Origin of the sequence: Pseudomonas sp. LF-5 (genome assembly GCF_037626295.1) — a bacterium.
GTDB lineage: Bacteria > Pseudomonadota > Gammaproteobacteria > Pseudomonadales > Pseudomonadaceae > Aquipseudomonas > Aquipseudomonas monsensis.
On sequence record NZ_JARKMT010000010.1, the window covers coordinates 1 to 24,158 of the forward strand.

The 24,158-nt window shown below is 59.6% G+C and carries 24 protein-coding genes; 10 read left to right on the forward strand and 14 right to left on the reverse strand.

What is annotated here, in order from left to right; all coding sequences use genetic code 11:
* Window positions 1-290: 290 nt before the first annotated feature.
* A complete protein-coding gene (gene tyrS, locus PseuLF5_RS22635) occupies window positions 291-1,490 on the reverse strand; it encodes a tyrosine--tRNA ligase (RefSeq protein ID WP_186746594.1) in 1,200 nt (399 codons plus the stop codon).
* Between the two features lie 212 nt (window positions 1,491-1,702).
* Between tyrS and PseuLF5_RS22640 the strand changes: the two genes are divergently transcribed.
* A complete protein-coding gene (locus PseuLF5_RS22640) occupies window positions 1,703-3,127 on the forward strand; it encodes a peptidoglycan DD-metalloendopeptidase family protein (RefSeq protein ID WP_340134791.1) in 1,425 nt (474 codons plus the stop codon).
* Between the two features lie 3 nt (window positions 3,128-3,130).
* Complete coding sequence (locus PseuLF5_RS22645) at window positions 3,131-4,222, forward strand: anhydro-N-acetylmuramic acid kinase (RefSeq protein WP_186746592.1); 1,092 nt, start codon at window positions 3,131-3,133, stop codon at window positions 4,220-4,222.
* A gap of 75 nt (window positions 4,223-4,297) precedes the next feature.
* Here the strand turns inward: PseuLF5_RS22645 and erpA are convergent, their stop codons facing one another.
* The gene (gene erpA, locus PseuLF5_RS22650) at window positions 4,298-4,648 is read right to left on the reverse strand and encodes an iron-sulfur cluster insertion protein ErpA (RefSeq protein ID WP_003228776.1); all 351 of its coding nucleotides are present in this window, start codon (window positions 4,646-4,648) and stop codon (window positions 4,298-4,300) included.
* Between the two features lie 168 nt (window positions 4,649-4,816).
* On the reverse strand, window positions 4,817-5,851 hold the full coding sequence (gene argC / locus PseuLF5_RS22655; RefSeq protein WP_123469215.1) for an N-acetyl-gamma-glutamyl-phosphate reductase: 1,035 nt from the start codon (window positions 5,849-5,851) through the stop codon (window positions 4,817-4,819).
* Between the two features lie 134 nt (window positions 5,852-5,985).
* Here argC and hemJ point away from each other — a divergent pair, with 134 nt between their 5' ends.
* The 6 genes from hemJ (at window position 5,986) to coq7 (ending at window position 10,572) form a co-directional block, all read left to right on the forward strand.
* On the forward strand, window positions 5,986-6,414 hold the full coding sequence (hemJ, locus tag PseuLF5_RS22660; protein WP_053124346.1) for a protoporphyrinogen oxidase HemJ: 429 nt from the start codon (window positions 5,986-5,988) through the stop codon (window positions 6,412-6,414).
* A gap of 33 nt (window positions 6,415-6,447) precedes the next feature.
* On the forward strand, window positions 6,448-7,419 hold the full coding sequence (locus PseuLF5_RS22665) for an NAD(P)H-dependent flavin oxidoreductase (protein ID WP_340134792.1): 972 nt from the start codon (window positions 6,448-6,450) through the stop codon (window positions 7,417-7,419).
* A gap of 75 nt (window positions 7,420-7,494) precedes the next feature.
* The gene (locus PseuLF5_RS22670; protein WP_123469219.1) at window positions 7,495-8,445 is read left to right on the forward strand and encodes a DUF805 domain-containing protein; all 951 of its coding nucleotides are present in this window, start codon (window positions 7,495-7,497) and stop codon (window positions 8,443-8,445) included.
* A gap of 61 nt (window positions 8,446-8,506) precedes the next feature.
* Window positions 8,507-9,295, forward strand: coding sequence for an SDR family NAD(P)-dependent oxidoreductase (locus PseuLF5_RS22675; protein ID WP_123469221.1), 789 nt, complete (start codon window positions 8,507-8,509; stop codon window positions 9,293-9,295).
* A gap of 80 nt (window positions 9,296-9,375) precedes the next feature.
* On the forward strand, window positions 9,376-9,714 hold the full coding sequence (locus PseuLF5_RS22680; protein ID WP_003228789.1) for a histidine triad nucleotide-binding protein: 339 nt from the start codon (window positions 9,376-9,378) through the stop codon (window positions 9,712-9,714).
* 210 nt (window positions 9,715-9,924) lie between these two features.
* Window positions 9,925-10,572, forward strand: a complete 648-nt coding sequence (coq7, locus tag PseuLF5_RS22685; protein ID WP_123469224.1) for a 2-polyprenyl-3-methyl-6-methoxy-1,4-benzoquinone monooxygenase — start codon at window positions 9,925-9,927, stop codon at window positions 10,570-10,572.
* Between the two features lie 116 nt (window positions 10,573-10,688).
* On the opposite strand, the gene speD is transcribed toward coq7, so the two are convergent.
* Both speD and PseuLF5_RS22695 read right to left on the reverse strand, forming a co-directional pair.
* Window positions 10,689-11,483, reverse strand: a complete 795-nt coding sequence (gene speD / locus PseuLF5_RS22690; protein ID WP_123469226.1) for an adenosylmethionine decarboxylase — start codon at window positions 11,481-11,483, stop codon at window positions 10,689-10,691.
* Between the two features lie 238 nt (window positions 11,484-11,721).
* Window positions 11,722-12,144, reverse strand: coding sequence for an OsmC family protein (locus PseuLF5_RS22695; protein WP_123469228.1), 423 nt, complete (start codon window positions 12,142-12,144; stop codon window positions 11,722-11,724).
* A 237-nt stretch (window positions 12,145-12,381) separates the two neighbouring features.
* Between PseuLF5_RS22695 and crp the strand changes: the two genes are divergently transcribed.
* Window positions 12,382-13,026, forward strand: coding sequence for a cAMP-activated global transcriptional regulator CRP (gene crp, locus PseuLF5_RS22700; RefSeq protein WP_008088598.1), 645 nt, complete (start codon window positions 12,382-12,384; stop codon window positions 13,024-13,026).
* Window positions 13,027-13,036: 10 nt separating this feature from the next.
* Here crp and PseuLF5_RS22705 read toward each other — a convergent pair whose 3' ends face one another.
* The 4 genes from PseuLF5_RS22705 to PseuLF5_RS22720 all read right to left on the reverse strand — a co-directional run bounded on the left by PseuLF5_RS22705 (window position 13,037) and on the right by PseuLF5_RS22720 (window position 16,358).
* Window positions 13,037-13,735: a lipoate--protein ligase family protein gene (locus PseuLF5_RS22705; RefSeq protein WP_336347437.1), complete on the reverse strand. Its 699-nt coding sequence runs from the start codon at window positions 13,733-13,735 to the stop codon at window positions 13,037-13,039.
* Window positions 13,736-13,869: 134 nt separating this feature from the next.
* Window positions 13,870-14,709 (reverse strand): indole-3-glycerol phosphate synthase TrpC, encoded by an 840-nt coding sequence (trpC, locus tag PseuLF5_RS22710; RefSeq protein ID WP_123469231.1) that lies wholly within the window; start codon window positions 14,707-14,709, stop codon window positions 13,870-13,872.
* Window positions 14,706-15,755 (reverse strand): anthranilate phosphoribosyltransferase, encoded by a 1,050-nt coding sequence (gene trpD / locus PseuLF5_RS22715; RefSeq protein WP_096817925.1) that lies wholly within the window; start codon window positions 15,753-15,755, stop codon window positions 14,706-14,708. Before trpD ends, trpC begins: the two co-directional genes overlap by 4 nt.
* 9 nt (window positions 15,756-15,764) lie before the next feature.
* Window positions 15,765-16,358: an aminodeoxychorismate/anthranilate synthase component II gene (locus tag PseuLF5_RS22720; RefSeq protein ID WP_340134793.1), complete on the reverse strand. Its 594-nt coding sequence runs from the start codon at window positions 16,356-16,358 to the stop codon at window positions 15,765-15,767.
* A gap of 407 nt (window positions 16,359-16,765) precedes the next feature.
* Here PseuLF5_RS22720 and estP point away from each other — a divergent pair, with 407 nt between their 5' ends.
* Window positions 16,766-18,676 carry an esterase EstP gene (gene estP / locus PseuLF5_RS22725; protein WP_340134794.1) on the forward strand — a complete coding sequence of 637 codons (1,911 nt, stop codon included), beginning with the start codon at window positions 16,766-16,768 and terminating at the stop codon, window positions 18,674-18,676.
* A 174-nt stretch (window positions 18,677-18,850) separates the two neighbouring features.
* Here the strand turns inward: estP and trpE are convergent, their stop codons facing one another.
* The 5 genes from trpE to PseuLF5_RS22750 form a co-directional block, all read right to left on the reverse strand.
* Window positions 18,851-20,332: an anthranilate synthase component I gene (trpE, locus tag PseuLF5_RS22730; RefSeq protein WP_340134795.1), complete on the reverse strand. Its 1,482-nt coding sequence runs from the start codon at window positions 20,330-20,332 to the stop codon at window positions 18,851-18,853.
* Between the two features lie 70 nt (window positions 20,333-20,402).
* A complete protein-coding gene (locus PseuLF5_RS22735; RefSeq protein ID WP_340134796.1) occupies window positions 20,403-21,221 on the reverse strand; it encodes a phosphoglycolate phosphatase in 819 nt (272 codons plus the stop codon).
* Window positions 21,218-21,892 carry a ribulose-phosphate 3-epimerase gene (rpe, locus tag PseuLF5_RS22740; protein WP_003228808.1) on the reverse strand — a complete coding sequence of 225 codons (675 nt, stop codon included), beginning with the start codon at window positions 21,890-21,892 and terminating at the stop codon, window positions 21,218-21,220. Before rpe ends, PseuLF5_RS22735 begins: the two co-directional genes overlap by 4 nt.
* Window positions 21,893-22,005: 113 nt before the next feature.
* The gene (locus PseuLF5_RS22745; protein ID WP_123469240.1) at window positions 22,006-23,154 is read right to left on the reverse strand and encodes an iron-containing alcohol dehydrogenase; all 1,149 of its coding nucleotides are present in this window, start codon (window positions 23,152-23,154) and stop codon (window positions 22,006-22,008) included.
* 176 nt (window positions 23,155-23,330) lie between these two features.
* On the reverse strand, window positions 23,331-24,155 hold the full coding sequence (locus PseuLF5_RS22750; RefSeq protein WP_123469242.1) for an ABC transporter permease: 825 nt from the start codon (window positions 24,153-24,155) through the stop codon (window positions 23,331-23,333).
* Window positions 24,156-24,158: the final 3 nt, after the last annotated feature.

Below are 24,158 nucleotides of genomic sequence, written 5' to 3' on the forward strand. Positions count from 1 at the left end.
ACTTCAACCACTTGCGCTTCCGATCTCTCGTTAGCGGGAGGCGAATTCTACAGCGTTACTCGCTGTTGTCAACACCTCTTTTTCTCCGCTTTCGACCGAGAAGATCGAACCGTTGAAAGCGCCGAATCAACCGGCATTTCCAACTCCTTCCAGACTTCGATGAACTGAAGCAAGCCGCTGTCGAAAACCGCGTAACTCATTGAATCTCAAGGAGTTTTCCGTTTCGACTGCGCCGGAAGTGGGGCGAATTATAGACTTCTAGAATTCGCCGTCAATCCCTAATTTCAATTTTATTCAGATTTCAGCGTAATACGTGCAAATGCCTTCTTTCCGGCCTGGCAAACGTGGGTAGCGCCCAGTACATATATAAAGGAGCGATCAACCACTTCACCATCTACACGCACCCCACCCGACGACAACAAATCACGCGCCGCTGCCGAGTTCTTCACCAGGCCCGCTTTATTAAGGACAGCCGCGATCGGCATGTCCTCAGTAGACGCAAGCTCGATTTCAGGCAAATCATCCGGCAGTTCGCCATCCTTCATACGGTTGCCCGCGGCGCGGTGAGCATTGGCCGCAGCCTCTTCACCATGGAAACGTGCCACGATCTCCTCAGCCAACTTGATTTTCACATCGCGCGGATTGGCGCCTGCCTCGACATCGGCACGCAACGCATTGATCTCATCCATCGAGCGGAAACTGAGCAGCTCGAAGTAGCGCCACATCAGCGCATCCGGAATCGACACCAACTTGCTGTACATGACGCCCGGTGCTTCCTGAATGCCGACGTAGTTGCCCAACGACTTGGACATCTTCTTCACGCCATCCAGACCTTCAAGCAACGGCATGGTCAGAATGCACTGAGCCTCCTGACCATATCCACGCTGCAGCTCACGTCCCATCAACAAGTTGAACTTCTGGTCGGTACCGCCCAGCTCGACATCGGCACGCAGAGCAACCGAGTCGTAACCCTGCACCAGCGGATAGAGGAATTCGTGAATAGCGATTGGCTGATTGGTGGTGTAGCGCTTGTCGAAGTCATCGCGCTCAAGCATCCGCGCAACAGTGTACTGCGACGTCAGGCGAATGAAGTCTGCAGGCCCCATCTGGTCCATCCAGGTGGAGTTGAACGCGACTTCGGTTTTCGCCGGATCGAGAATCTTGAACACCTGAGTCTTGTAAGTCTCGGCGTTTTCCAGAACCTGCTCGCGAGTCAGCGGAGGACGCGTGGCGCTCTTTCCACTCGGGTCACCGATCATTCCGGTGAAGTCACCTATAAGGAAGATCACCTGATGCCCCAGCTCCTGGAACTGGCGCAGCTTATTAATAAGCACGGTATGACCCAAGTGCAGATCCGGCGCTGTCGGATCGAAACCAGCCTTGATACGCAGCGGTTGGCCGCGCTTGAGCTTCTCGATCAGCTCGGACTCGACCAATAGTTCTTCCGCACCACGTTTAATCAGCGCTAGCTGCTCTTCAACCGACTTCATAACAGACCCGCAAGGCTCAGATTCAAAGGGAACCAACCATACAAGATCGCGCACCAATTACAAGTTTTGCCCGGCGCACGGACACCAATCCACAGACAGACTGTCTGTAGACTTGCTTCAGAGATGATTTGGTTATATTTTATACAGTTATTTCATCTTCATCATGTCATTCATCTTTTCCAATTCATCTTTTTTCAAAGTCAAAATTACTTATGACCACAGAACCGTCTAAAGCGCCACCGCTTTACCCGAAGACCCACCTGCTCGCAGCAAGTGGTATCGCCGCCCTTCTCAGCCTGGCACTCCTGGTATTCCCTTCCAGTGATGTTGAAGCCAAAAAGACGACCCTGAGCCTTGAACTGGAAAGTCCTGCTGAACAACTGACACAAGATCAAGACGCTGCTGACGCGGTTCAAGCCACAAATGAGCCAGCAGCCTCGCCGTTTGCCCAGATCGAAAACCCTGACGAAACTGCCTCGGAAACCGCTGAAGCCGCGCCAGAGCCAGCCAAGGTCGCCGAAAAACCAAAAGCTCCCGGCCATCGGGAAGTCGTCGTGTCGAAGGGCGACACCCTGTCCACCCTGTTCGAAAAGGTCGGCCTTCCGGCTGCCGCAGTGCACGAAGTACTCGCCAGCGACAAGCAAGCCAAGCAGTTCAGTCAGTTGAAACACGGCCAGAAGCTGGAGTTTGAACTGACGCCTGAAGGCCAGTTGGCCAGCCTGCACAGCAAGGTCAGCGACGTCGAAACCATTTCCCTGACCAAGAACGACAAGGGTTACGCGTTTAACCGGGTCACCGCAAAACCTACGGTTCGCAACGCTTACGTACACGGTGTCATCAACAGCTCGCTGTCGCAGTCCGCCGCCCGTGCAGGCCTCTCCCACAGCCTGACCATGGATATGGCCAGCGTCTTCGGCTACGACGTCGACTTCGCTCAAGACATCCGCCAAGGCGACGAATTCGACGTCATCTACGAGCAGAAAGTGGTCAACGGCAAGGCAGTCGGAACCGGTCCCATCCTGTCTGCACGCTTCACCAACCGCGGTAAAACCTACACCGCCGTGCGTTACACCAACAAACAAGGCAACAGCAGTTACTACACCGCCGATGGCAACAGCATGCGCAAGGCGTTCATCCGCACGCCGGTGGACTTCGCCCGCATCAGCTCGAAGTTTTCCATGGGCCGCAAACATCCGATCCTCAACAAGATCCGCGCCCATAAAGGCGTCGATTACGCCGCTCCGCGCGGTACGCCAATCAAGGCTGCCGGTGACGGAAAAGTGTTGTTGGCCGGTCGCCGTGGTGGCTATGGCAATACCGTGATCATCCAGCACGGCAATACCTACCGCACGCTGTACGGCCACATGCAAGGTTTCGCCAAAGGCGTGAAAACCGGCGGTACCGTCAAGCAGGGCCAAGTGATCGGTTACATCGGCACCACGGGCCTGTCCACCGGTCCGCACCTGCACTATGAATTCCAGGTCAATGGCGTACACGTCGATCCACTGGGCCAGAAGCTGCCGATGGCCGACCCGATCGCCAAGTCCGAACGCGCCCGCTTCCTGGCGCAGAGCCAGCCACTGATGGCGCGCATGGATCAGGAAAAGGCCACCATGCTGGCCTCGAGCAAGCGCTAAGTCATGGCCCTGTATATCGGCGTGATGTCCGGAACCAGTCTCGACGGGCTGGACATCGCCCTGATCGAGCAAACCTCGGCGATCAAACTGATCGCCACCCACTACATTCCCATGCCTGACTCCCTGCGCACTGAGCTCTTGAGCTTGTGCGCCAGCGGCCCCGACGAGATCGCCCGCTCGGCGATTGCTCAGCAACACTGGGTGAAACTCGCCGCGCAAGGTATTCACACCCTCCTTGAACAACAGCAACTCAAACCGCAAGCCATTCGCGCCATCGGCAGCCACGGGCAGACCATTCGCCATGAGCCGGCACGTGGCTTTACCGTGCAGATTGGCAACCCGGCCCTGCTGACTGAATTGTCCGGTATCACCGTTGTCAGCGACTTCCGTAGCCGCGACGTCGCAGCCGGCGGCCAGGGCGCACCGCTGGTGCCGGCCTTTCATGAGGCGTTGTTCGAAGAGCGTAGCGGCAACCAGGCCGTCTTGAATGTCGGCGGTTTCAGTAATCTCAGCCTGATTGAGGCGAGCAAGCCGGTAGCCGGTTTCGACTGTGGCCCGGGAAATGTGCTGATGGACGCCTGGATTCATCAGCAACGGGGCGAAAACTACGATCGCAACGGCCAATGGGCAGCCACTGGCCGCGTCGAACCGGCCCTGCTGAAAGCTCTGCTCAGTGACCCGTTCTTTATTACCAAAGGCCCGAAAAGCACCGGCCGGGAAGTGTTCAACCTGCCTTGGCTGGAGCGACACCTCTCGAAACTGCCGACCTTCGCCGCAGAGAACGTCCAGGCCACGCTGCTCGAGTTGACGGCGCTGAGCATCGTCGAATCGCTGCAGAGCGCTCAATCGGACACGCAAGAGTTGTTGGTTTGCGGCGGCGGCGCACACAATGCCACGCTGATGAAACGCCTGGCGGATCTACTGCCGAATGCAATTGTCGCCAGCACTGCCAGCCACGGCGTCGATCCAGACTGGGTCGAGGCCATGGCCTTCGCCTGGCTGGCCCATTGCTGCCTCGAAGGCATAGCCGCCAACCGCCCGAGTGTTACCGGCGCAAAAGGCCTGCGCGTACTCGGTGCGATCTACCCTAACTAAGCAAAACGCAGACAACAAAAAACGCCGCAGAACCGTAAGGCTCTGTGGCGTTTTGTTGTGTGTAGCGCAGTGCGATCAGATCGAGAATGAAGAACCGCAACCACAGGTCGTGGTGGCGTTCGGGTTCTTGATCACGAAGCGCGAACCTTCCAGACCTTCCTGGTAGTCGACTTCGGCACCGGCCAGGTACTGGAAGCTCATCGGATCAACCACCAGGCTCACGCCTTCGCGCTCGACGATGGTGTCGTCCTCGGCCACATCTTCATCGAAGGTGAAACCGTACTGAAACCCTGAACAACCGCCGCCCGTAACGAATACGCGCAGCTTCAAGCGATCATTCCCCTCTTCATCGACCAGGCTCTTCACCTTGTGCGCAGCACCTTGGGTGAATTGCAAAGCCGTGGGGGTGAAGGATTCGACGCTCATGCTGACTATCTCCCGGCGTTACGCCGCCATAATGCGTGATGACGCGCATTATCCGCTTGTCCTAGAAAATCGGTCAACTATTGTTACGGTATATCAATAAACCCGACCAACTGCCCAGAATGCAAAAAGGCCCGTTTGACGGGCCTTTTTGCTGTGCGGCTTAACGTGTTACGGCAGCATGCCGGCGTGGGACAAACCGAAGCGCTCGTCCAGCCCGAACAGGATGTTCATGTTCTGAACTGCCTGACCCGACGCGCCTTTGACCAGGTTATCGATCACCGACAACACCACCACCAGGTCGCCATCCTGCGGACGATGCACCGCAATGCGGCAGACGTTGGCGCCGCGCACACTACGGGTTTCCGGATGGCTGCCGGCCGGCATCACATCGACGAACGGCTCGTTGGCATAACGCTTTTCAAACAGCGCCTGCAGATCCACCGAGCGATCAACAACAGTCGCGTAGAGCGTGGAGTGAATGCCACGGATCATTGGGGTCAGGTGCGGCACGAAGGTCAGACCGACGTCTTTACCGGCGGCGCGGCGCAGGCCCTGACGAATTTCCGGCAGGTGACGGTGACCTTTCACCGCATAGGCTTTCATGCTTTCCGACGTCTCGGAGTACAAAGAGCCTACAGCGGCGCCACGACCGGCACCGCTGACGCCGGACTTGCAGTCAGCGATCAGACGCGAAGCGTCAGCCAGACCGGCTTCAAGCAACGGCAGGAAACCCAGCTGCGTAGCGGTCGGGTAGCAACCCGGCACCGCGATCAGACGGGCTTTCTTGATCTGCTCGCGATTGACTTCCGGCAGCCCGTAGACGGCTTCGTCGAGCAGCGCCGGCGCGCCGTGCGGCTGGCCGTACCACTTGGCCCATTCATCGGCGTCCTGCAGACGGAAGTCTGCGGACAGGTCGATCACCTTGGTGCCCGCTGCCAGCAATTCACCGGCCAATGCATGCGCGACTCCGTGCGGCGTCGCGAAGAACACCACGTCACACGCGCCCAGCGTCTTGATGTCCGGCACACTGAACGCCAGACCGTCATAGTGGCCGCGCAGGTTCGGGTACATATCAGCCACGGCCAGACCGGCCTCGGATCGGGAAGTGATCACAACCACTTCTGCCTGCGGATGCTGCGCCAACAGACGCAGCAGTTCGACACCGGTGTAACCCGTGCCGCCGACGATACCGACCTTGACCATAACCTGCCCTCAAAGAACCCACTGGAAAGCCGTCGATAATAGGGGCCGCGCGGCCCTGCGACAACCGTCAAGGTGACGTGCGGACGCTCAAGCCTCTACTATCCGGGCTACCGTGAACCTGGGAATAACCAAAAATGCTCTATCTATGGATCAAAGCGTTTCATATCGTCAGCGTCGTGTGCTGGTTTGCCGGGCTGTTCTACTTGCCGCGGCTGTTCGTTTATCACGCGCAAAGCGAAGACACGATCAGCAAAGAACGCTTCAGCGTCATGGAACGCAAGCTGTATCGCGGCATCATGGGCCCGGCGATGATCGCCACGCTGATCTTCGGCGGCTGGCTGATTTACCTGAACCCGAGCATTTTCAGCATGGGTGGCTGGATTCACGCCAAACTGACCCTGGTCGTGTTGCTGATCGGCTACCACCACATGTGCGGCGCTCAGGTAAAACGTTTTGCCCGTGGCGAGAACACCCGCAGCCATGTCTTTTATCGCTGGTTCAATGAAGTGCCGGTTCTGATATTGCTGGCTATCGTAATTCTGGTCGTGGTCAAGCCGTTCTAACTTCAACAAGTACAGATCATTGGGGTGTTCATAATGTCGCTGCCCGCTCTGCTCGAACAACGTCTGCGCCTGCCTGTAGTAGCAGCGCCGATGTTCCTGATTTCCAACCCGGAACTGGTGCTCGCCTGCTGCCGCAATGGCGTGGTCGGCAGTTTTCCGGCGCTGAACCAGCGTGAAAGCAGCGGGTTCAAAGCCTGGCTGGAACAGATCGAAGCGGGGCTGGCAACACTGGATAATCCGGCCCCTTATGCAGTGAACCTGATCGTCCACAACAGCAACCCGCGCCTGCAGGCGGATCTGAACATTTGCGTCGAGCACAAAGTGCCGATCGTCATCACCAGCCTCGGCGCGGTGAAGGAACTGGTTGATGCAGTGCACAGCTACGGTGGCCTGGTGTTCCATGACGTGACCACCCGCCGCCATGCCGAAAAGGCGGCCGAGGCCGGTGTCGACGGTTTGATTGCGGTGGCGGCTGGCGCCGGGGGCCACGCCGGCACCTGGAGTCCGTTTGCGCTGATCGCCGAAATCCGCCAGTTCTTCGATAAAACGTTGTTGCTGGCAGGTTGTCTGAACCACGGCCACGAGATTGTGGCTGCTCAGTTGCTGGGCGCGGATTTGGCCTACCTCGGTACGCGATTTATCGGCACCACCGAAAGTCATGCACCTGACGCCTACAAGGACATGCTGCTGACTGCCAAAGCGGCGGACATCATCCATACTCCCGCCGTGTCGGGGGTTCCGGCGAGCTTCATGCGTCAAAGCCTGGAAGCCGCCGGTTTCGATCTGGCCGCGCTGCAAGGCAAGGGCGAAGTTAATTTCGGCGACAAGCTCAAGCCAATCAACGATGAAGCCAAAGCCTGGAAAACCGTATGGTCTGCGGGTCAGGGCGTTGGCGACATCAGTGATCTGCCGAGCGTTGATGAACTGATCGCGCGCCTCGATGCTGAATACCGTCAGGCCCAGGGACGCACGACCCAGTTGGCGAAACACTGGCCACGTGGGTAAAAATCAGGCCAGCCTCAGGGACTGGCCTTACACTGATGACCTTTTCAAACCATTCGCGACAAGGATGCCTCGGTAATGAGCGACCCCCGTTACAAGATCGTTTTCGACGGTGCTCTGCAGCCCGGTGTCGATATCACCACGGCCAAGCTCAATCTGGCCAACCTGTTCAAAAGCGACGTGGCCGCCATCGAACGCCTGTTCAATGGCCGCACCGTGGCACTCAAGCGCGATTTGTCGCACAACGACGCGCAAGCTTATCTGCAGGCGCTGAGCAAGACCGGGATCGACGCACGAATCGAAGCCGAAACGGCGATCGAGCTTAATCTGTCGGACGTGCAGGATCACGCCTCTGCCGTCGCAGAGCCGGATTCACCCTATGCACCGCCCCGCGCCAGCGTCGGGGAAAACCTGCCAGCGTTCGCCACACTCAAACCCTTCAGCGTCGAAGGGCGGATCGGACGGCTGCGCTACCTCGCCTGGTCGATGGTGCTGAGCCTGGTGACCCTGCCAATCGTCAGCGTATTCGCCCTGATCGGTCTGGGCCTGGTGAGCACTGACTCGACCACCGGCCTGATCATCGGTGGCATCTTCGCCTTCTTCCTGTTCCTGGCGTTCATGATTGTCGGCATCCTGTTCAGCGTTCAGCGTCTGCACGATATCGGCTGGTCAGGCTGGCTATGGCTACTGACCCTTGTACCGTTCGTGGGCAGTTTCTTCCCGCTGGTGATCATGGTCATGCCGGGCAACACCCACGCCAATCGCTATGGGCCGCCGCCGCCGCCGAACACCACGGCCGTCAAAGTGCTGTGCTCTCTGTGGATCGTCTTTATCGGCTTGTTTTTCGTGGGTGGCATGCTGGGCGGCATCTCGGCCATCCAGCAGGAATACGAAACCACTCTGGAAAGCAGCTACGAAAGTGGCTCGGTGACCACCGACGAGGTCGACGTGGAGGTCGAGCCGGCAGCGAATTCCGTTGACGATGCAGCCGAAGCGGCGCAGGCCCCTGTAGACTCTGCGAAAGAATGAACAGCGCTCCCCGCCGTGACACCCGCGTCGCCGGCGCGGAGCTGTTGCGATGGAGAATTGCATGACCCGTTACGCACTGATCACTGGCGCCTCCAGCGGCATCGGTCTGGCCATGGCCGAAGCGCTGGCCCGGCGCGGCCGCAGCCTGATCCTGGTGGCCCGACAGCGTGATCAGCTGGAAAGTATCGCGATCGAACTGACCCAGCGGTTTGGCGTGGAGGTTTTATTCCGTGCCTGCGACCTCGGCGAGCCTTTGCGCCTGTCCGGTTTCCTGCTGGAGCTGGAAGAAGGCGACCGGCAGATCGACCTGTTGGTCAACTGCGCCGGCATCGGTACCTGCGGCCCGTTTCTGGCCCAGGACTGGATGACCGAGCAGGATCTGATCGAAGTGAACATCCTCGCCCTCACCCGCTTGTGTCACGCCATCGGCAACAGCATGGCCCTGCAGGGTGGCGGGCAGATTCTCAATGTCGCCTCAGTGGCGGCGTTCAATCCCGGTCCGTGGATGAGCACCTACTACGCCAGCAAAGCGTACGTACTGCACTTCTCCGAAGCGCTGCGGGTTGAACTCAAACAGAGCGCGGTCAAGGTGTCGGTCCTTTGTCCCGGACCGACCCGCACCGCGTTCTTCCGCACCGCACAGCTCAACGACGACAAACTCAAGAACAGCAAGCTGCTGATGAGCCCCGAGGAAGTCGCGCTGTACACCGTGCGCGCGCTGGAGAAAAACCGCGCAATCATCATTCCCGGACGGCGCAACCGCTGGTTCGCCTTTCTGCCGCGCCTTGGTTCGCGCTGGCTCAACCGCACCATCGTCGGCATGGTCAACAAGGCTTACTGCCCGCGCTGAACGGTCCTACGGCAAAACACTGGGCGCGGTCATTTCCCATGAGTACACTCAGGCCAGCCCCCACAACGGAGAAAACAGCAGTGGATACTCTGTTCACCAAGATCATCAACCGGGAGATTCCGGCCAAGATCATCTACGAGGACGACCAGGTTCTGGCGTTCCACGACATCGCCCCTCAGGCACCGGTGCATTTCCTGGTGATCCCGAAGAAACCGGTGCGCACCCTCAATGACCTGACCGAAGACGACAAGGCACTGGCCGGGCACATTCTGTTCACTGCCCAGCGCCTGGCCCTGGAGCTGGGCTGCGAGGAAGGCTTCCGGGTGGTGATGAACTGCAATGAAAAGGGTGGGCAGACCGTCTATCACATTCATATGCATGTGCTCGGTCAGCGCCAGATGAACTGGCCGCCGGGCTGATTCACCGGACATCCCGTGGAAGCGGGCCTGCTCGCGAAAGCGGAGTATCTGCCATGAATATTTTGCATGTACCGACGTCTTCGCGAGCAAGCCAGCTCCCACTCAAAGCATGAGCGCACAAATCCCGTACCGTACGGCAAATGACCCAGCGCAAACGTTCCCCGGCCGATTCGGTTAAACTGGCCGCCGAGATTCTTCCCGGAGGTCAGCATGACTACCCAACGTCACTACTCGCCAATTGACCGCCTGCTGCTGCAAGCCGATGCCGCGATGCGCACCCTGCTGCCCTTCAGTGGCCAGCCGTACCGTCCGTCGCCAGCAATTCTGCAGCCGGACACGCAAATGAGCGATGAAGACACGCGCCACGTCGCGGGCCTGATGCGCATCAACCATACCGGTGAAGTCTGCGCCCAGGCGCTGTATCAGGGGCAGGCGCTGACCGCCAAGTTGCCCCAGGTGCGCGAAGCCATGGAACATGCGGCCGAAGAAGAGATTGATCATCTGGTGTGGTGCGAACAGCGCCTTCATCAGTTGGGCAGTCATACCAGCGTGCTCAATCCATTGTTTTATGGAATGTCGTTCGGGATTGGTGCCGTGGCCGGGTTGATCAGCGACAAGGTCAGCCTCGGGTTCGTCGCGGCGACCGAGCATCAGGTGTGCAAGCATTTGAACGAGCATCTGGAGCAGTTGCCGGCCGAGGATGAAAAGTCCCGGGCGATTCTGGAGCAGATGCGCATCGACGAAGAACATCATGCGGAGAGTGCGCTGGATGCAGGTGGTTTCCGTTTTCCGGCGCCGGTGAAGTTCGGGATGAGTCTGTTGGCCAAGGTGATGACCAAGAGTACTTATCGGATCTGATGGCCCGGGTGCGTTAGGGCCTCATCGCTGGCAGGCCTGCTCCCACAGGGCCCGGTACTTTGGCAATCAAAAAGGCGACTACCGCAAAGTAGTCGCTTTTTTTGTGCCCGAAGATCTTACGCTGACATGTTGCGCGCGTAGAAGATCTCCAGCATTTCGTGTTTCACCCGGTCGGTCACCTGAGCACGCTGTTCAGCGGACAGGTTACTGGTGGCGTCGCCGAACAGGTAATTGTCCAGTTCGAAGTCCTTCAGCAGCATTTTGGTGTGGAACAGGTTTTCCTGATACACGTTCACGTCGGTCATCTGGTAAGCGTCGCGGGTGTCTTCGGACAGGTAGTTCTGGATTGAATTGATCTCGTGGTCGATGAAGTGCTTGTTGCCTTCAACATCACGAGTGAAGCCGCGCACACGATAATCCACGGTGACGATGTCGGAATCGAACTGGTGAATGAGAAAGTTGAGCGCCTTGAGCGGTGAAATCACACCACACGTCGACACGTCGATGTCCACACGGAACGTCGCAATACCGTCGTCCGGATGGATTTCCGGGTAGGTGTGCACCGTAATGTGGCTCTTGTCGAGGTGGGCAAGGATGATTTCGGGCAAGGGGCCCGGAGACTCTTCGATCTGACTTTCGGTCGGGGTCACTGGTTCTTCAGAAATCAGAATCGTGACACTGGCGCCCTGAGGCTCGTAGTCCTGACTGGCAATGTTCAGGATGTTGGCACCAATGATCTCGACAACTTCCGTGAGAATCTGCGTCAGGCGTTTCGCGTTGTACTCTTGATTGATGTACTCGACGTAGGCCTGCTGGTCTTGCGGGGTTTCCGCATAACAGATGTCATAGATGTTGAAGCTCAAGGTCTTGGTCAGGTTATTGAACCCGTGGAGCTTGAGTTTGCTTTTCACCGTTGGAAACTCGCTGTGCTTGCGGCGCGGCCGCGTGATCAAGCATGCCCGTCAAGTGCGAACAACGCACTTGCGTAGGACGGTTAACACCTCTTCACGATGGCGATTCTGGTTATATGTACAGGCGGATGACCCGTCGGCTGACCGGTCACTGCCCTGAAAAAAGTGGCGCATCATGCAGACGTCAGCGGGGGGATCGCCAGAGTCTGCACTGCTTTTATGATAGTTGAATGTCGGTTCAACCGAGTTCGACGATTTCGTACTCGTGGGTAATGTCCACGCCCGCAGCGCCGAGCATGATCGAGGCCGAGCAGTACTTTTCCGCAGACAGCTCGACGGCGCGTTTGACCTGGGCTTCTTTCAAGCCCCGGCCCTTGACCACGAACTTCATGTGGATCTTGGTGAACACCTTCGGATCTTCGGTAGCACGCTCGGCATCGAGAAAGGCTTCACAGCTTTCAACGGCCTGACGGGATTTCTTCAGAATGCTGACCACGTCGAAGTTGCTGCAACCGCCAACACCCAGCAGGAGCATTTCCATCGGCCGAACCCCCAGATTGCGACCACCGGCGTCCGGCGGACCGTCCATCACCACGACATGACCGCTACCGGATTCGCCGAGGAACATGGCTTCGCCAGCCCATTGGATGCGTGCCTTCATCGCCAAGACTCCACTGTAAAAAAAGGGTCGCCAGCTTAGCACAGGGATTCATTCTGACAGTGGGCGCCGATCGTGGGACGCATGCGTCTACGGCGTAGGTAATTTCTCGAATTTTCGACGAAGTGTCTGGTAAGCTGGCGCCAATTCGCTGGCGCCAATTGTCAGCCTGTGTAGCGACCGCCTTCAGCGCCTCATAAAAAATCAAACATCACCGTGCAGTCTTTTCGGGATACAACCATGGTTGCTATTACCCCCACACCCAAAATCAAGAACCTCGACAAGCTGTTGATGCATTGCCAGCGCCGTCGCCATGCGGCCAAGAGCAATATCATTTGTGCGGGTGATCGCTCGGACACGCTGTATTTCATTATCAAGGGCTCGGTGACGATCCTGATCGAGGATGACGACGGCCGCGAGATGATCATCGCCTACCTGAACGCCGGAGACTTCTTCGGTGAACTGGGCCTGTTCGAACAGGCGGGCCAGGAACAGGAGCGCAGTGCCTGGGTGCGGGCGAAGGTCGAATGCGAAACGGCCGAAATCAGTTACGCCAAGTTTCGCGAACTGTCCCAACAGGACCCGGACATTCTTTACGTCCTCAGCGGACAAATCGCACAACGTCTGCGCAACACCACGCGTAAGGTCGGCGACCTGGCGTTCTTCGACGTCACCGGTCGTGTGGCCCGCTGCCTGCTGGAGCTGTGCAAGCAACCGGACGCCATGACTCACCCGGACGGCATGCAGATCAAGGTGACCCGTCAGGAAATCGGGCGGATTGTCGGGTGTTCGCGGGAGATGGTCGGTCGCGTGCTCAAGGATCTTGAAGAACGCAACCTGGTCGATGTGAAAGGCAAGACCATGGTGGTCTTCGGCACCCGCTAAGCGCGTAACGTCAGGCGCTGTAGACCTGCGCCAGCATCAGACGAAACAGCTCATCAAGACGCGCCAATGCATTTGGCGCGGCGAACTTCTCGTGCAGGGCAATGTGGCTTTCAGCCCGCACCCGCTGCTCCAGACCGCAGGCTTCATTGAAGCGATTGACGGCCGCCACCATCGACTCGCGCTCGTTATCCATCAGCATCGCACCGTGTACCAGACCGACCGGGCGTTGTCCGCCCTGACTCTGGCGCCAGCGCTGAGCCGTGCCGACCATCTTGCGCCCATCGAGATTGACGTTGAAACGACCGTCGCAGAACGCGCCGTCGATTTCCCCCAGGGACGACGTGCCCCCCAATTCGTCCAGTAACTCACAGATCGGATCGCAGAGGCGGCGGTAGCCGGTTTCGATCCGGTTCAGATCGCCTTCGCTGCGCGGCGGTGCGTAGACCAGTGCGATGTTGAGGGTTGCGGCAGATTGCGGAACGGGCTCACCGCCGGTCTCACGCAACAAGACGGGCCAGCCGGCAGCGGCGGAGACTGCACAGGCGTGATCGAAACCCGGCAGACGGTTGAGGCGGCGCGGCATGACCAGCGCGCGATCGCCAGGCCGCCAGAACAACAGGCCGAATTCGGCGTCGCCGGCGCAGACCGAAGCCAACAAGTCTTGTTCGGCTTGCAGGCCGGCTTCGATGGTGAGGGAGGTCGGGATCATAAGGTTTCCGTAGGACGTTCAGTCTGAGGTGAATCTTATGCCGTCATCGCGAGCAGGCTCGCTTCTACAGGGGGAACGCATTCCAAGTGTAGGAGTAAGCCTGCACGCGATGGCGTCTACTCGGACTGACTGAATCAGTCGAGGGTCGAACCACTGACTACCGGGCCACCACGCTCCGGGAAGAACAGACGCTGCAGTTCGGTGCCTGGGCTTTCGGCGCGCATGAATGCTTCACCGACCAGGAACGCATAGACGTCGCTGATTTCCATCAGTTCGACATCGGCCCGGTTGAGGATGCCGCTCTCGGTGATCACCAGTCGATCGCGCGGAATGCGCGGCAACAGGTCAAGGGTGGTTTCGAGGCTGACGTCAAAGGTGTGCAGGTTGCGGTTGTTGATCCCGACCAGTGGCGTGTCGAGGGTTTTCAACGCACGCTCCAGTTCATCGCCGTCGTGCACTTCCACCAACACATCAAGACCAACGCCTTTGGCCACCGACGCCAGCTCGGCCATTTTCACGTCATCCAGTGCGGAGACGATCAACAGCACGCAGTCGGCGCCGAGGGCACGGGCTTCGACAATCTGGTAGGGGTCGATCATGAAATCCTTGCGGATCACCGGCAGGCTGCACGCGGCACGGGCCTGTTGCAGGTAAGCATCGGCGCCCTGGAAGTAATCGATGTCGGTCAGCACCGACAGACAGGTCGCCCCGCCCTTCTCATAGCTTTTGGCGATGTCGGCAGGCACGAAGTTTTCGCGGATCACGCCTTTGCTCGGCGAAGCCTTCTTGATCTCGGCGATCACCGCCGGTTGCTTCTTCTTCGCCTGCGCCAGCAATGCCTGGGCAAAACCACGGGGTGCATCGGCCGCCTTGGCCAGACCTTCCAGCTCGCTCAGGCTGACGCGAGCGCTGCGCTCGGCGACTTCCTGGACTTTGCGCGCCAGAATGTTTTCCAGAACCGTCGGTACACTCATCCCTCATTCTCCACTTTGAATACCGCGGTAAAGGCACCCAACTCCTCGAGTTTTTCCCGAGCGAGGCCGGTGTGCAGAGCGTCGTGCGCAAGCGCCACGCCTTCTTTCAAACTCGTGGCCAGATCGGCGGCGTACAGCGCTGCACCGGCATTGAGCACAATCATTTCAGCGGCTTTCTGGCCGTTTTCGGTTTTGCGCTTGCCCAGTGCATCGCGGATCAGCGCCAGCGACGCCTCCGGTCCTTCGACCGACAGCCCGTGCAGGCTCTGGCTCTTCATGCCCAAGTCCTCGGGCTCGACCCAATACTCGGTGATCTCGTTGTTTTTCAGCTCGGCAACAAAGGTCGGCGCGGCGAGGCTGAATTCGTCCAGACCATCCTTCGAATGCACCACCAGCACATGTTTGCTGCCCAGACGTTGCAAGACCTCGGCCAATGGCCGGCACAGCGCCTGAGTGAAGACGCCCACCACCTGATGTTTCACACCGGCCGGATTCGTAAGCGGGCCGAGCATGTTGAACAGCGTACGCAAGCCGAGATCGCGGCGCGGGCCGGCGGCGTACTTCATGGCTTTGTGGTGGGTCTGGGCAAACATGAAACCGATGCCGACGTTGTCGATGCAACGGGCCACCTGGACCGGCGTCAGGTTCAGGTAAATGCCGGCGGCTTCCAGCAAGTCGGCGCTGCCGCTCTTGCCCGAGACTGCACGATTACCGTGCTTGGCCACGGTGCAACCGGCGGCCGCGACGACAAACGAAGACGCCGTCGACACGTTGAAGATATTGGCACCGTCACCGCCGGTGCCGACCACATCGACCACACCGTCGAGGGTCTTGAGTTCGACCTGGTCGGCCAGCTCGCGCATCACCGACACGGCGCCGACGATCTCGTCGATGCTCTCGCTCTTCATGCGCATGGCCATCATGAACGCGCCGATCTGCGCGTCAGTGCATTGGCCGGTCATGATTTCGCGCATCACGTCGCGCATTTCATCGGTGCTGAGGTCGAGGTGATCGACGATACGGCTCAGGGCTGTCTTGATATTCATGGGAAGTCCTTAGCGCGTGCCGCCGGTTTGTTTGAGGAAGTTGGCAAACAGTTCATGGCCCTGTTCGGTCAGGATCGACTCGGGGTGAAACTGTACGCCCTCAATGTTCAGGGTCTTGTGACGCAGGCCCATGATTTCGTCGACGCTGCCGTCATCGTGTTGCGTCCACGCGGTCAGCTCCAGGCAATCGGGCAAGGTCTCGTGCTTGACGATCAGCGAGTGGTAACGGGTAACCGTCAGCGGATGATTCAGACCGGTAAAAACGCCCTTGTCCTCGTGGAGTACCGGGCTAGTCTTACCGTGCATCACCTGCCGGGCACGCACCACGTCACCGCCAAAGGCCTGGCCGATGGACTGGTGGCCCAGACAAACGCCGAGGATTGGCAGTTTGCCGGCAAAGTGCTTGATGGCTTCGATGGAGATGCCGGCTTCGGTCGGTGTGCAGGGGCCGGGGGACACAACGATGCGCTCGGGGTTGAGCGCTTCGATTTCGGCGATGGTCAGTTCGTCGTTGCGCACGACCTTGACCTCGGCACCCAGCTCGCCGAGGTATTGCACAACGTTGTAAGTAAAGGAGTCGTAGTTGTCGATCATCAGCAACATGGCGTTTCGAACCTCTTGAATTCTGACTTGAAGACAGCCTTCGAATGACTTGCCCGCAGGGCGCTGCACGATGTCGGACGCGCAGAGGGCGTCGGCACAGCGGCATTTCAAACGGGCAAGGAAGGCAAAGCGATACAGATCCGGCCGGGCCGGCAAAAAAGATTCAGGCGCGCCAACGCCAACGGGCGTGTGCCTTGATGACTTGATCCAGTAGTTTGCTGACGATCAACACGGGGAAGGTCTCGTTCATACGTTCCGGCACAGTAACTTAGCTGGGCAGAGCGTGCAATATGGCGGTGCTGACGGGGGACAAAACTAAGGGAGGCTTCGCGACCGATGGCAAAATGCCGGGAGTTTTTGGTACTGTCGTTTCGTTCACCTAAAACAATAAATAAACGGACTTGCTCATGATCAAACAGACGTTGTTTGTACCGCTCGCCGGATGCCTGCTGGCTCTGGCTTGCGCCCAGGCCAATGCGGCACCCAATCCTTATTCCAGTTTCATCGTCTTCGGCGACAGCCTGAACGATGCCGGGACCTTCAGCGACACCGGCGGCCCGGCCGGCGCCACGCAGCGCTACACCAACCGCACCGGCCCGCTGTACCAGGATGGCACTGGCGAAAACCGTAACCTCAACTCCACCCAGATCATCGGCGGCAAACTGGGTTTCAGCCCTGATCAAACCGCGTCGTCATCCTCGGCGGTGCGTGCCGGTGAAGGGCTGGCGGATGGCAACAACTGGGCGGTGGGCGGATACCGTACCGACCAGATTCTCGACTCGATCACCACACAATCGGCTACCGGTGAGCGCACCCGCGCCGGTTACCTGCCCTCGAACGGCTTCCGCGCCGACCCGAACGCGCTGTATTACCTGTCCGGTGGCGGTAACGACTTCCTCCAGGGTCGCGTGCTCAGTCTTGACCAGGCCAACTTGGCGGCCGATCGCCTGGCCGATAGCGTACGTACGCTGCAAGGTGCCGGCGCCAAATACATCATGGTCTGGCTGCTGCCAGACATCGGCCTGACCCCGGCGGTCAATGGCTCGCCGCTGCAGGCTTTCACCTCGCAGCTCAGCGCCCAGTTCAACACCGAGCTGGTCAGCCAGCTGCAGGGCATCAACGCTGAAATCATTCCCCTGAACATTCCGGTGCTGCTCAAAGAGGCCTTCGCCAACCCGGCGCAGTTCGGCCTCGCGACGGACCAGAACCTCACGGCCACCTGCTTCAGCGGCAACAGTTGCACAGAAAACGCCCGATACGGCATCAACAGCGCCACCCCGGATCCGACCAAGCTGATTTACAACGACGCGGTGCACCCGACCGAAACCGGCCAGCGGCTGATTGCCGACTACGCCTACTCACTGCTGGCAGCACCGTGGGAACTGACCCTGCTTCCGGAAATGGCCCAGGGTTCATTGCGTGCGCATCAGGATGAACTGCGTAACCAGTGGCTGGCCGATTGGGAAAACTGGCAGGGCATCGGCCAATGGCGCGCCATCGTTGCCGGCGGCGGTCAACATCAGGATTTCGACGGCCAGCACAGCGCTGCCAGTGCCGACGGCAACGGCTATAACCTGAACATCGGCGGCAGCTATCGCGTCAACGAAGCCTGGCGTGTCGGTGTGGCCGCGGGTTTCTATAACCAGAAACTCGAAGCCGGCGACGCCGACTCGGAATACAAACTCAACGCCTACATGGGCACCGCATTCGCCCAGTACCAGCAAAACCGCTGGTGGGGCGATCTGGCGATGACCGCCGGCAAACTCGACTACGACAGCCTCAAGCGTAAATTCCAGCTCGGGGTCAACGAGCGCGGAGAGAAAGGCGATACCGACGGCTACGTCCTGGCGATCAGCGGCCGCATCGGCTACGACATCGCGCAGCAGGCCAGCAGTCCATGGCACCTGTCGCCGTTCGTCAGCGCCGATTTCGGCAAGACCGAAGTGGATGGTTACTCGGAAAAAGGCGCGGATTCCACCGCGCTGACCTTCGATGACCAGTCGCGCAACTCGCGGCGTCTGGGCCTGGGCATCCAGGGCAAGTACCAGATCACTGCACAGACCGAAGTGTTCGGCGAGTTCGCTCACGAGCGTGAGTACAACGACGACCGGCAAGACCTGACCATCAACCTCAACAGCCTGCCGAACAATCGTTTCACCCTCGAAGGCTACGAGCCGCAGACCAACCTCAATCGCCTGAACCTGGGCGTGAGCCACAAGCTCACTCAGGATCTGGCGTTGCGCGCCAGCTACAACGTGCGCAAGGATGACGACTTTACCCAGCAAGGGGTGAACGTCGGGGTCAGCCTCGACTTCTGATTTGCCGGCATAAAAAAACGCGGCGCCCTTACAGGCGCCGCGTTTTTTTTAGGTCCGAGCACAACTCAATGCAGGCCTGCGCCTGCTCGCGATGGCGGTGGATCAGCCAACATTTAAGGTGAATGTCAGACCGAAATCGCGAGCAGGCGAAGGCCTACCAGTGTTTTGCGTGGCTCAGGCGTCCGGTGTCTGCTCAGCCAGGGCCACAGCACGGAACATCGCGCGGCGCTTGTTCAGGGTTTCTTCCCATTCCAGCGCCGGCACCGAGTCGGCAACGATGCCGCCGCCGGCCTGCACGTGCAGTTCGCCGTTCTTGATCACCGCCGTGCGAATGGCAATCGCGGTGTCCATGTTGCCGTTCCAGGCAAAGTAACCGACCGCGCCGCCGTACACACCACGTTTGACCGGCTCCAGTTCGTCGATGATTTCCATCGCGCGAATCTTCGGTGCACCGGACAAGGTGCCGGCCGGCAGAATCGCCCGCAGTGCGTCCATCGCCGTCAGCCCGGCCTTCAACTGGCCGGTGACGTTGGAAACGATGTGCATCACGTTGGAATAACGCTCGATGACCATTTTCTCGGTGAGTTTCACCGAGCCGATTTCCGAAACCCGCCCGGTGTCGTTACGCCCGAGGTCGATCAGCATCAAGTGCTCGGCAATCTCCTTGTCGTCCGACAGCAGATCCTCTTCCAGCGCCAGATCCGCTTCTTCGGTGGCGCCACGCGGACGCGTACCGGCAATCGGGCGCACGGTGATCAGGTTGTCTTCAACCCGCACCAGCACTTCCGGCGAACTGCCGACGACGTGGAAGTCGCCAAAGTTGAAGAAATACATATACGGCGTCGGGTTGAAGCACCGCAGGGCGCGGTAGAGATCAATCGGCGCAGCCTTGAAGTCGATCGACATGCGCTGCGACGGCACGACCTGCATGCAGTCACCGGCAAGGATGTATTCCTTGATGGTGTCGACGGCTTTTTCGTAATCGTCCTGGGTGAAACTGGAACGGAATACCGGATCAGCCGACTGCTGCTTGCTGAAGTCCAGGCCTCGGCGCGGGGTGATCGGCTGACGCAGTTTTTCCAGCAGTGCCTGCAATTGCGCCTGCCCCTGCTCGTAAGCGTCGGCTTGCGCCGGGTCGGCGAGGACGATCGCGTGCATCTTGCCGGCGAGGTTGTCGAATACCACCACCGCATCGGAAACCATCAACAGAATGTCCGGCACACCCAGCGGATCCGGGTTCGGGCATTTGCCCAAGCGTTTCTCGACATAACGCACGCAGTCATAACCGAAGTATCCGACCAGGCCACCGTTGAAACGCGGCAGACCGGCGATGGTCGGCACGTTGTAGCGGGCCTTGAAGGTTTCGACGAAGGCCAGCGGGTCTTGGACGTCATGGCTTTCGGTCTCGACGCCGTCGACGGTGATGCTCACATGATGATCGTGAACCCGCAGCACGGTGCGGCACGGCAGGCCGATGATCGAGTAACGGCCCCATTTCTCGCCGCCCTGCACCGATTCGAGCAGGTAGGAGTTGGGCTGGTCGGCCAGTTTCAGGTAGATCGACAGCGGCGTGTCGAAGTCGGCCAGGGTTTCGCAGGCCAGCGGAATGCGGTTGTAGCCGTCGGCGGCCAAGCGCAGGAATTCTTCGCGGATCATGAGGTGCCTCGTGGTGTGAGGTGCTAACAGTCAGGTGTGCAAACGCGCCGGCGGGCCGGCCAGGAAACAGTCAGGCGCGCCAACGCCAGCGGGCCAGGGCCTTGATGACTTTCATCCAGAGTTTGCGAGTGACCACCACGATGGCGTTTCCAGAATGGGATTGAGCAGCGTCGGGCAACGTTATCTCAGCGGCTGTACCGAGGCAACCGGGAATTAGCTTGCGCAGATCGTCGATCACCAGCGCCGGGCCTTCCTCGGCAATCGGTCGGCCGTGGTTGTAGCCGTAGCTGAGCGCCACGCATTTGACCCCCGCCGCTTTCGCCGCCAGCACGTCGCTGCGCGAGTCGCCGACGAACAGCGATTGCGAGGCCGGGATGTTGGCCATTTTCATCACGAAGAACAGTGCAGCCGGGTCGGGTTTCTTCTGCGGCAGGGTGTCGCCGCCGATGATCCATTTGAAGTAGCGGCCGATCTTCATCTGATCCAGCAACGGCGCGACAAAACGCTCCGGCTTGTTGGTGATCAGCGCCATCGCCACGCCTTGCTTGTTCAGCCATTTGAGGGTGTCGCGCACACCCGGATAGACCACGGTCAGCTCATGGCTGGCGCCGTAAGCTTCCATGAACACTTCCAGCGCGTGCTCGGCCTCGACGTCATCCACCGCCGAATGATCGATGCCGCCGGCCAGCGCCCGGCGCACCAGCACCGGTGCGCCATTGCCGACCCACTCGCGCACCGACTCGATGCCGGCAGGCTTGCGCCCGAGGGAGAGCAGCATGGTGTCCACCGCCGCCGCCAGGTCGGGAACCGAGTCGATCAGCGTGCCATCCAGATCGAACATCACCAACCGTGGCAGTTGCCCCGGGAACAGCTGCTCAAAACCGCTCATGGGCGCGCCAGCGCCAGTTCGGAACGCATCTTGTCGATGACTTCCTGATAGTTCGGCGCATTGAAGATCGCCGAACCGGCGACGAAGGTGTCCGCACCGGCCGCGGCGATTTCACGGATGTTGTTGACGTTGACGCCGCCGTCGATTTCCAGACGGATGTCGCGGCCCGAAGCATCAATGATCGCCCGCGCTTCGCGCAGTTTGTCGAGGGTGCCGGGAATGAACTTCTGCCCGCCGAAGCCCGGGTTGACGCTCATCAGCAAGACCATGTCGACCTTGTCGATCACGTACTTGAGCACGTCCAGCGGGGTCGCCGGGTTGAACACCAGGCCGGATTTGCAGCCGCCTTCACGGATCAGTTGCAGCGAGCGATCGACGTGCAGCGTGGCTTCCGGGTGGAAGGTGATGTAGGTGGCGCCGGCCTCGATGAAGTCGCCGACGATGCGATCCACCGGGCTGACCATCAAGTGCGCGTCGATCGGCGCGGTGATGCCGTACTTGCGCAGTGCCGCGCAGACCATCGGCCCGATGGTCAGGTTCGGCACGTAGTGGTTGTCCATGACATCGAAGTGGACGAAGTCGGCACCGGCGGCCAGAACGTTGTCCACTTCTTCGCCGAGGCGGGCGAAGTCGGCGGAGAGAATCGACGGAGCAATTACGAAGGGCTGCATGACGCACCTTTTCTGAGCTAAATCACGATGGCGCGCATTGTATACCTCAAGTTTCCGCGCGCGCACCGTGACCACGATGATTGGGTTGTGCCATGAGCGAGACCGACGGCGACTCAGTACGCCGCGCGGTAGATCTTTTCGATGTCCGCAGCGCTGAGCCTGCGCGGGTTGTTGCGCATCAAACGCTCGATCCCTGCGGCTTCCACTGCCATCGCCGGGATCGCGTCTTCAGGCACACCGAAACTGCGCAGGCCCGGCGGAATTTCTACCGCCGCACACAAATCGGTCATGGCCTGCACAGCTTTATCCGCCGCCTCCGTGGCGCTCAGATGAGCCGTCTTCACCCCCATGGCTTCGGCGATATCCTGCATGCGTTCGACGCAGGCCATCTTGTTCCAGGTCATGACGTACGGCAGCAGCAAGGCGTTACTCACGCCATGGGCGATGTTGAAGCGACCGCCCAGTGGATACGCCAATGCATGCACCGCGCCGACCCCGGCATTGCCGAACGCCATGCCGGCCATCAGGCTGGCGGTGGCCATGTCTTCGCGGGCCTGCAGATTGGCGCCATTGGCGTAAGCCTTGGGCAGCGCCCGGGCGATCAGTTTGATTGCGCCGATGGCCAGCGAGTCGGTAATCGGCGAAGCGTTGACCGACAGATAGGATTCGATGGCATGCACCAGCGCATCGACTCCACTGGCGGCAGTGACACTGCGCGGACAGGTCAGGGTCATTTGCGGGCTGACCAGCGCGACGTCTGGCAACAGGTAGTCGCTGACGATGCCTTTCTTCAGTTGCGCGACCTTGTCGGAGAGAATCGCCACGTTGGTCACTTCCGAACCGGTGCCGGCGGTGGTCGGGATGGCGATCAGCGGCGGGCCTTTGCGCGGCACCTGCTCGACGCCGAACAGATCTTCCAGCGCGCCGTGGTAACCGGCATACGCCGCGACGCTTTTGGCGATGTCGATGGCACTGCCGCCACCGAGGCCGATCAAGCCGTCATGTCCGCCCTCGCGGTAAACGCGCATGCAGTCTTCGACGATGGCAATTTCCGGGTCCGGTAGCACTCGGTCGAAAATCTCGTATTCGCGCCCACCCAATTGGCACAGCGCCAGCTCCACGGTGCCGGATTTGACCAGTGCGGCGTCGGTGACGATCAGCGGGTTGTCGATATCCAGGCGCGTGAGTTCCGCCGCCAGTTGCTCGATGGCTGCGGCGCCGGTGATCAGTTTGTGAGCGATTTTGAACTGGGACAGACTCATCGTGCGCAGCCTCTTATAGGTGTGGGAGCTGAGCACAAGCGTAGTCGAGGGTTTGGGGTTGTCTGGTATTCAGGTGGTGAATGAGCCATCGAGGGCCAGAGCAAGAACCCTCACCCCAGCCCTCTCCCCCTTGGGGGAGAGGGCTGGGGTGAGGGGGTAAGCCTTTGATCTGGCCCTTAAACCTGAGCAGTACGCAGTTTCTCGCTGCGCCCACGCAGCCATTCCAGGGTCAGCAGCAGAATCACCGAGAAGGCGATCAGCAACGTAGCGGCGGCAGCGATAGTCGGACTGAGGTTCTCACGGATCCCGCTGAACATTTGCCGTGGCAAGGTCGCTTGCTCCGGGCCGGCGAGGAACAGCGTCACCACCACCTCATCGAACGACGTCGCGAAGGCGAACAGCGCCCCGGAAATCACCCCCGGCGCAATCAGCGGCAAGGTCACCCGGCGGAACGTGGTCAGTGGCGAAGCGCCGAGGCTGGCCGCCGCCCGTACAAGGTTATGGTTGAAACCCTGCAACGTCGCCGACACGGTGATGATCACGAATGGCACACCGAGCACCGCGTGCACCACGATCAGCGAGAAGAAACTGTTACCCAAGCCCAGCGGTGCGAAAAACAGATAACTCGCCACACCGATGATCACCACTGGCACCACCATCGGCGAAATCACCAGTGCCATCACCAGCGCTTTGCCGGGGAAGTCACCGCGAGTGAGACCGATTGCCGCCAGCGTGCCAAAGATCATCGCCAGCACCGTCGCCGCCGGGGCGACGATGATGCTGTTCTTCAGCGCGCGCATCCATTCCGCCGAGGCGAAGAAGTCGTGGTACCACTGCAGCGAGAAGCCCTGCAGCGGATAGACCAGAAAACTCCCCGAGTTGAACGACAGCGGCACGATCACCAGCACCGGCAGAATCAGGAACAGCAGGATCAGGCCGCAGAGAATCCGCAAGCTGTAGAACCACACCCGTTCGATGGGCGACATGTAAGGACTCAGCATTTC

Excerpts from the sequence above, each read along its gene's own strand:
- tyrS (WP_186746594.1), bottom strand. The coding sequence starts at position 1,490 with ATGAAGTCGGTTGAAGAGCAGCTAGCGCTGATTAAACGTGGTGCGGAA.
- PseuLF5_RS22640 (WP_340134791.1), top strand. The coding sequence starts at position 1,703 with ATGACCACAGAACCGTCTAAAGCGCCACCGCTTTACCCGAAGACCCAC.
- PseuLF5_RS22645 (WP_186746592.1), top strand. The coding sequence starts at position 3,131 with ATGGCCCTGTATATCGGCGTGATGTCCGGAACCAGTCTCGACGGGCTG.
- erpA (WP_003228776.1), bottom strand. The coding sequence starts at position 4,648 with ATGAGCGTCGAATCCTTCACCCCCACGGCTTTGCAATTCACCCAAGGT.
- argC (WP_123469215.1), bottom strand. The coding sequence starts at position 5,851 with ATGGTCAAGGTCGGTATCGTCGGCGGCACGGGTTACACCGGTGTCGAA.
- hemJ (WP_053124346.1), top strand. The coding sequence starts at position 5,986 with ATGCTCTATCTATGGATCAAAGCGTTTCATATCGTCAGCGTCGTGTGC.
- PseuLF5_RS22665 (WP_340134792.1), top strand. The coding sequence starts at position 6,448 with ATGTCGCTGCCCGCTCTGCTCGAACAACGTCTGCGCCTGCCTGTAGTA.
- PseuLF5_RS22670 (WP_123469219.1), top strand. The coding sequence starts at position 7,495 with ATGAGCGACCCCCGTTACAAGATCGTTTTCGACGGTGCTCTGCAGCCC.
- PseuLF5_RS22675 (WP_123469221.1), top strand. The coding sequence starts at position 8,507 with ATGACCCGTTACGCACTGATCACTGGCGCCTCCAGCGGCATCGGTCTG.
- coq7 (WP_123469224.1), top strand. The coding sequence starts at position 9,925 with ATGACTACCCAACGTCACTACTCGCCAATTGACCGCCTGCTGCTGCAA.
- PseuLF5_RS22695 (WP_123469228.1), bottom strand. The coding sequence starts at position 12,144 with ATGAAGGCACGCATCCAATGGGCTGGCGAAGCCATGTTCCTCGGCGAA.
- crp (WP_008088598.1), top strand. The coding sequence starts at position 12,382 with ATGGTTGCTATTACCCCCACACCCAAAATCAAGAACCTCGACAAGCTG.
- PseuLF5_RS22705 (WP_336347437.1), bottom strand. The coding sequence starts at position 13,735 with ATGATCCCGACCTCCCTCACCATCGAAGCCGGCCTGCAAGCCGAACAA.
- trpC (WP_123469231.1), bottom strand. The coding sequence starts at position 14,709 with ATGAGTGTACCGACGGTTCTGGAAAACATTCTGGCGCGCAAAGTCCAG.
- trpD (WP_096817925.1), bottom strand. The coding sequence starts at position 15,755 with ATGAATATCAAGACAGCCCTGAGCCGTATCGTCGATCACCTCGACCTC.
- PseuLF5_RS22720 (WP_340134793.1), bottom strand. The coding sequence starts at position 16,358 with ATGTTGCTGATGATCGACAACTACGACTCCTTTACTTACAACGTTGTG.
- estP (WP_340134794.1), top strand. The coding sequence starts at position 16,766 with ATGATCAAACAGACGTTGTTTGTACCGCTCGCCGGATGCCTGCTGGCT.
- trpE (WP_340134795.1), bottom strand. The coding sequence starts at position 20,332 with ATGATCCGCGAAGAATTCCTGCGCTTGGCCGCCGACGGCTACAACCGC.
- PseuLF5_RS22735 (WP_340134796.1), bottom strand. The coding sequence starts at position 21,221 with ATGAGCGGTTTTGAGCAGCTGTTCCCGGGGCAACTGCCACGGTTGGTG.
- rpe (WP_003228808.1), bottom strand. The coding sequence starts at position 21,892 with ATGCAGCCCTTCGTAATTGCTCCGTCGATTCTCTCCGCCGACTTCGCC.
- PseuLF5_RS22745 (WP_123469240.1), bottom strand. The coding sequence starts at position 23,154 with ATGAGTCTGTCCCAGTTCAAAATCGCTCACAAACTGATCACCGGCGCC.
- PseuLF5_RS22750 (WP_123469242.1), bottom strand. The coding sequence starts at position 24,155 with ATGCTGAGTCCTTACATGTCGCCCATCGAACGGGTGTGGTTCTACAGC.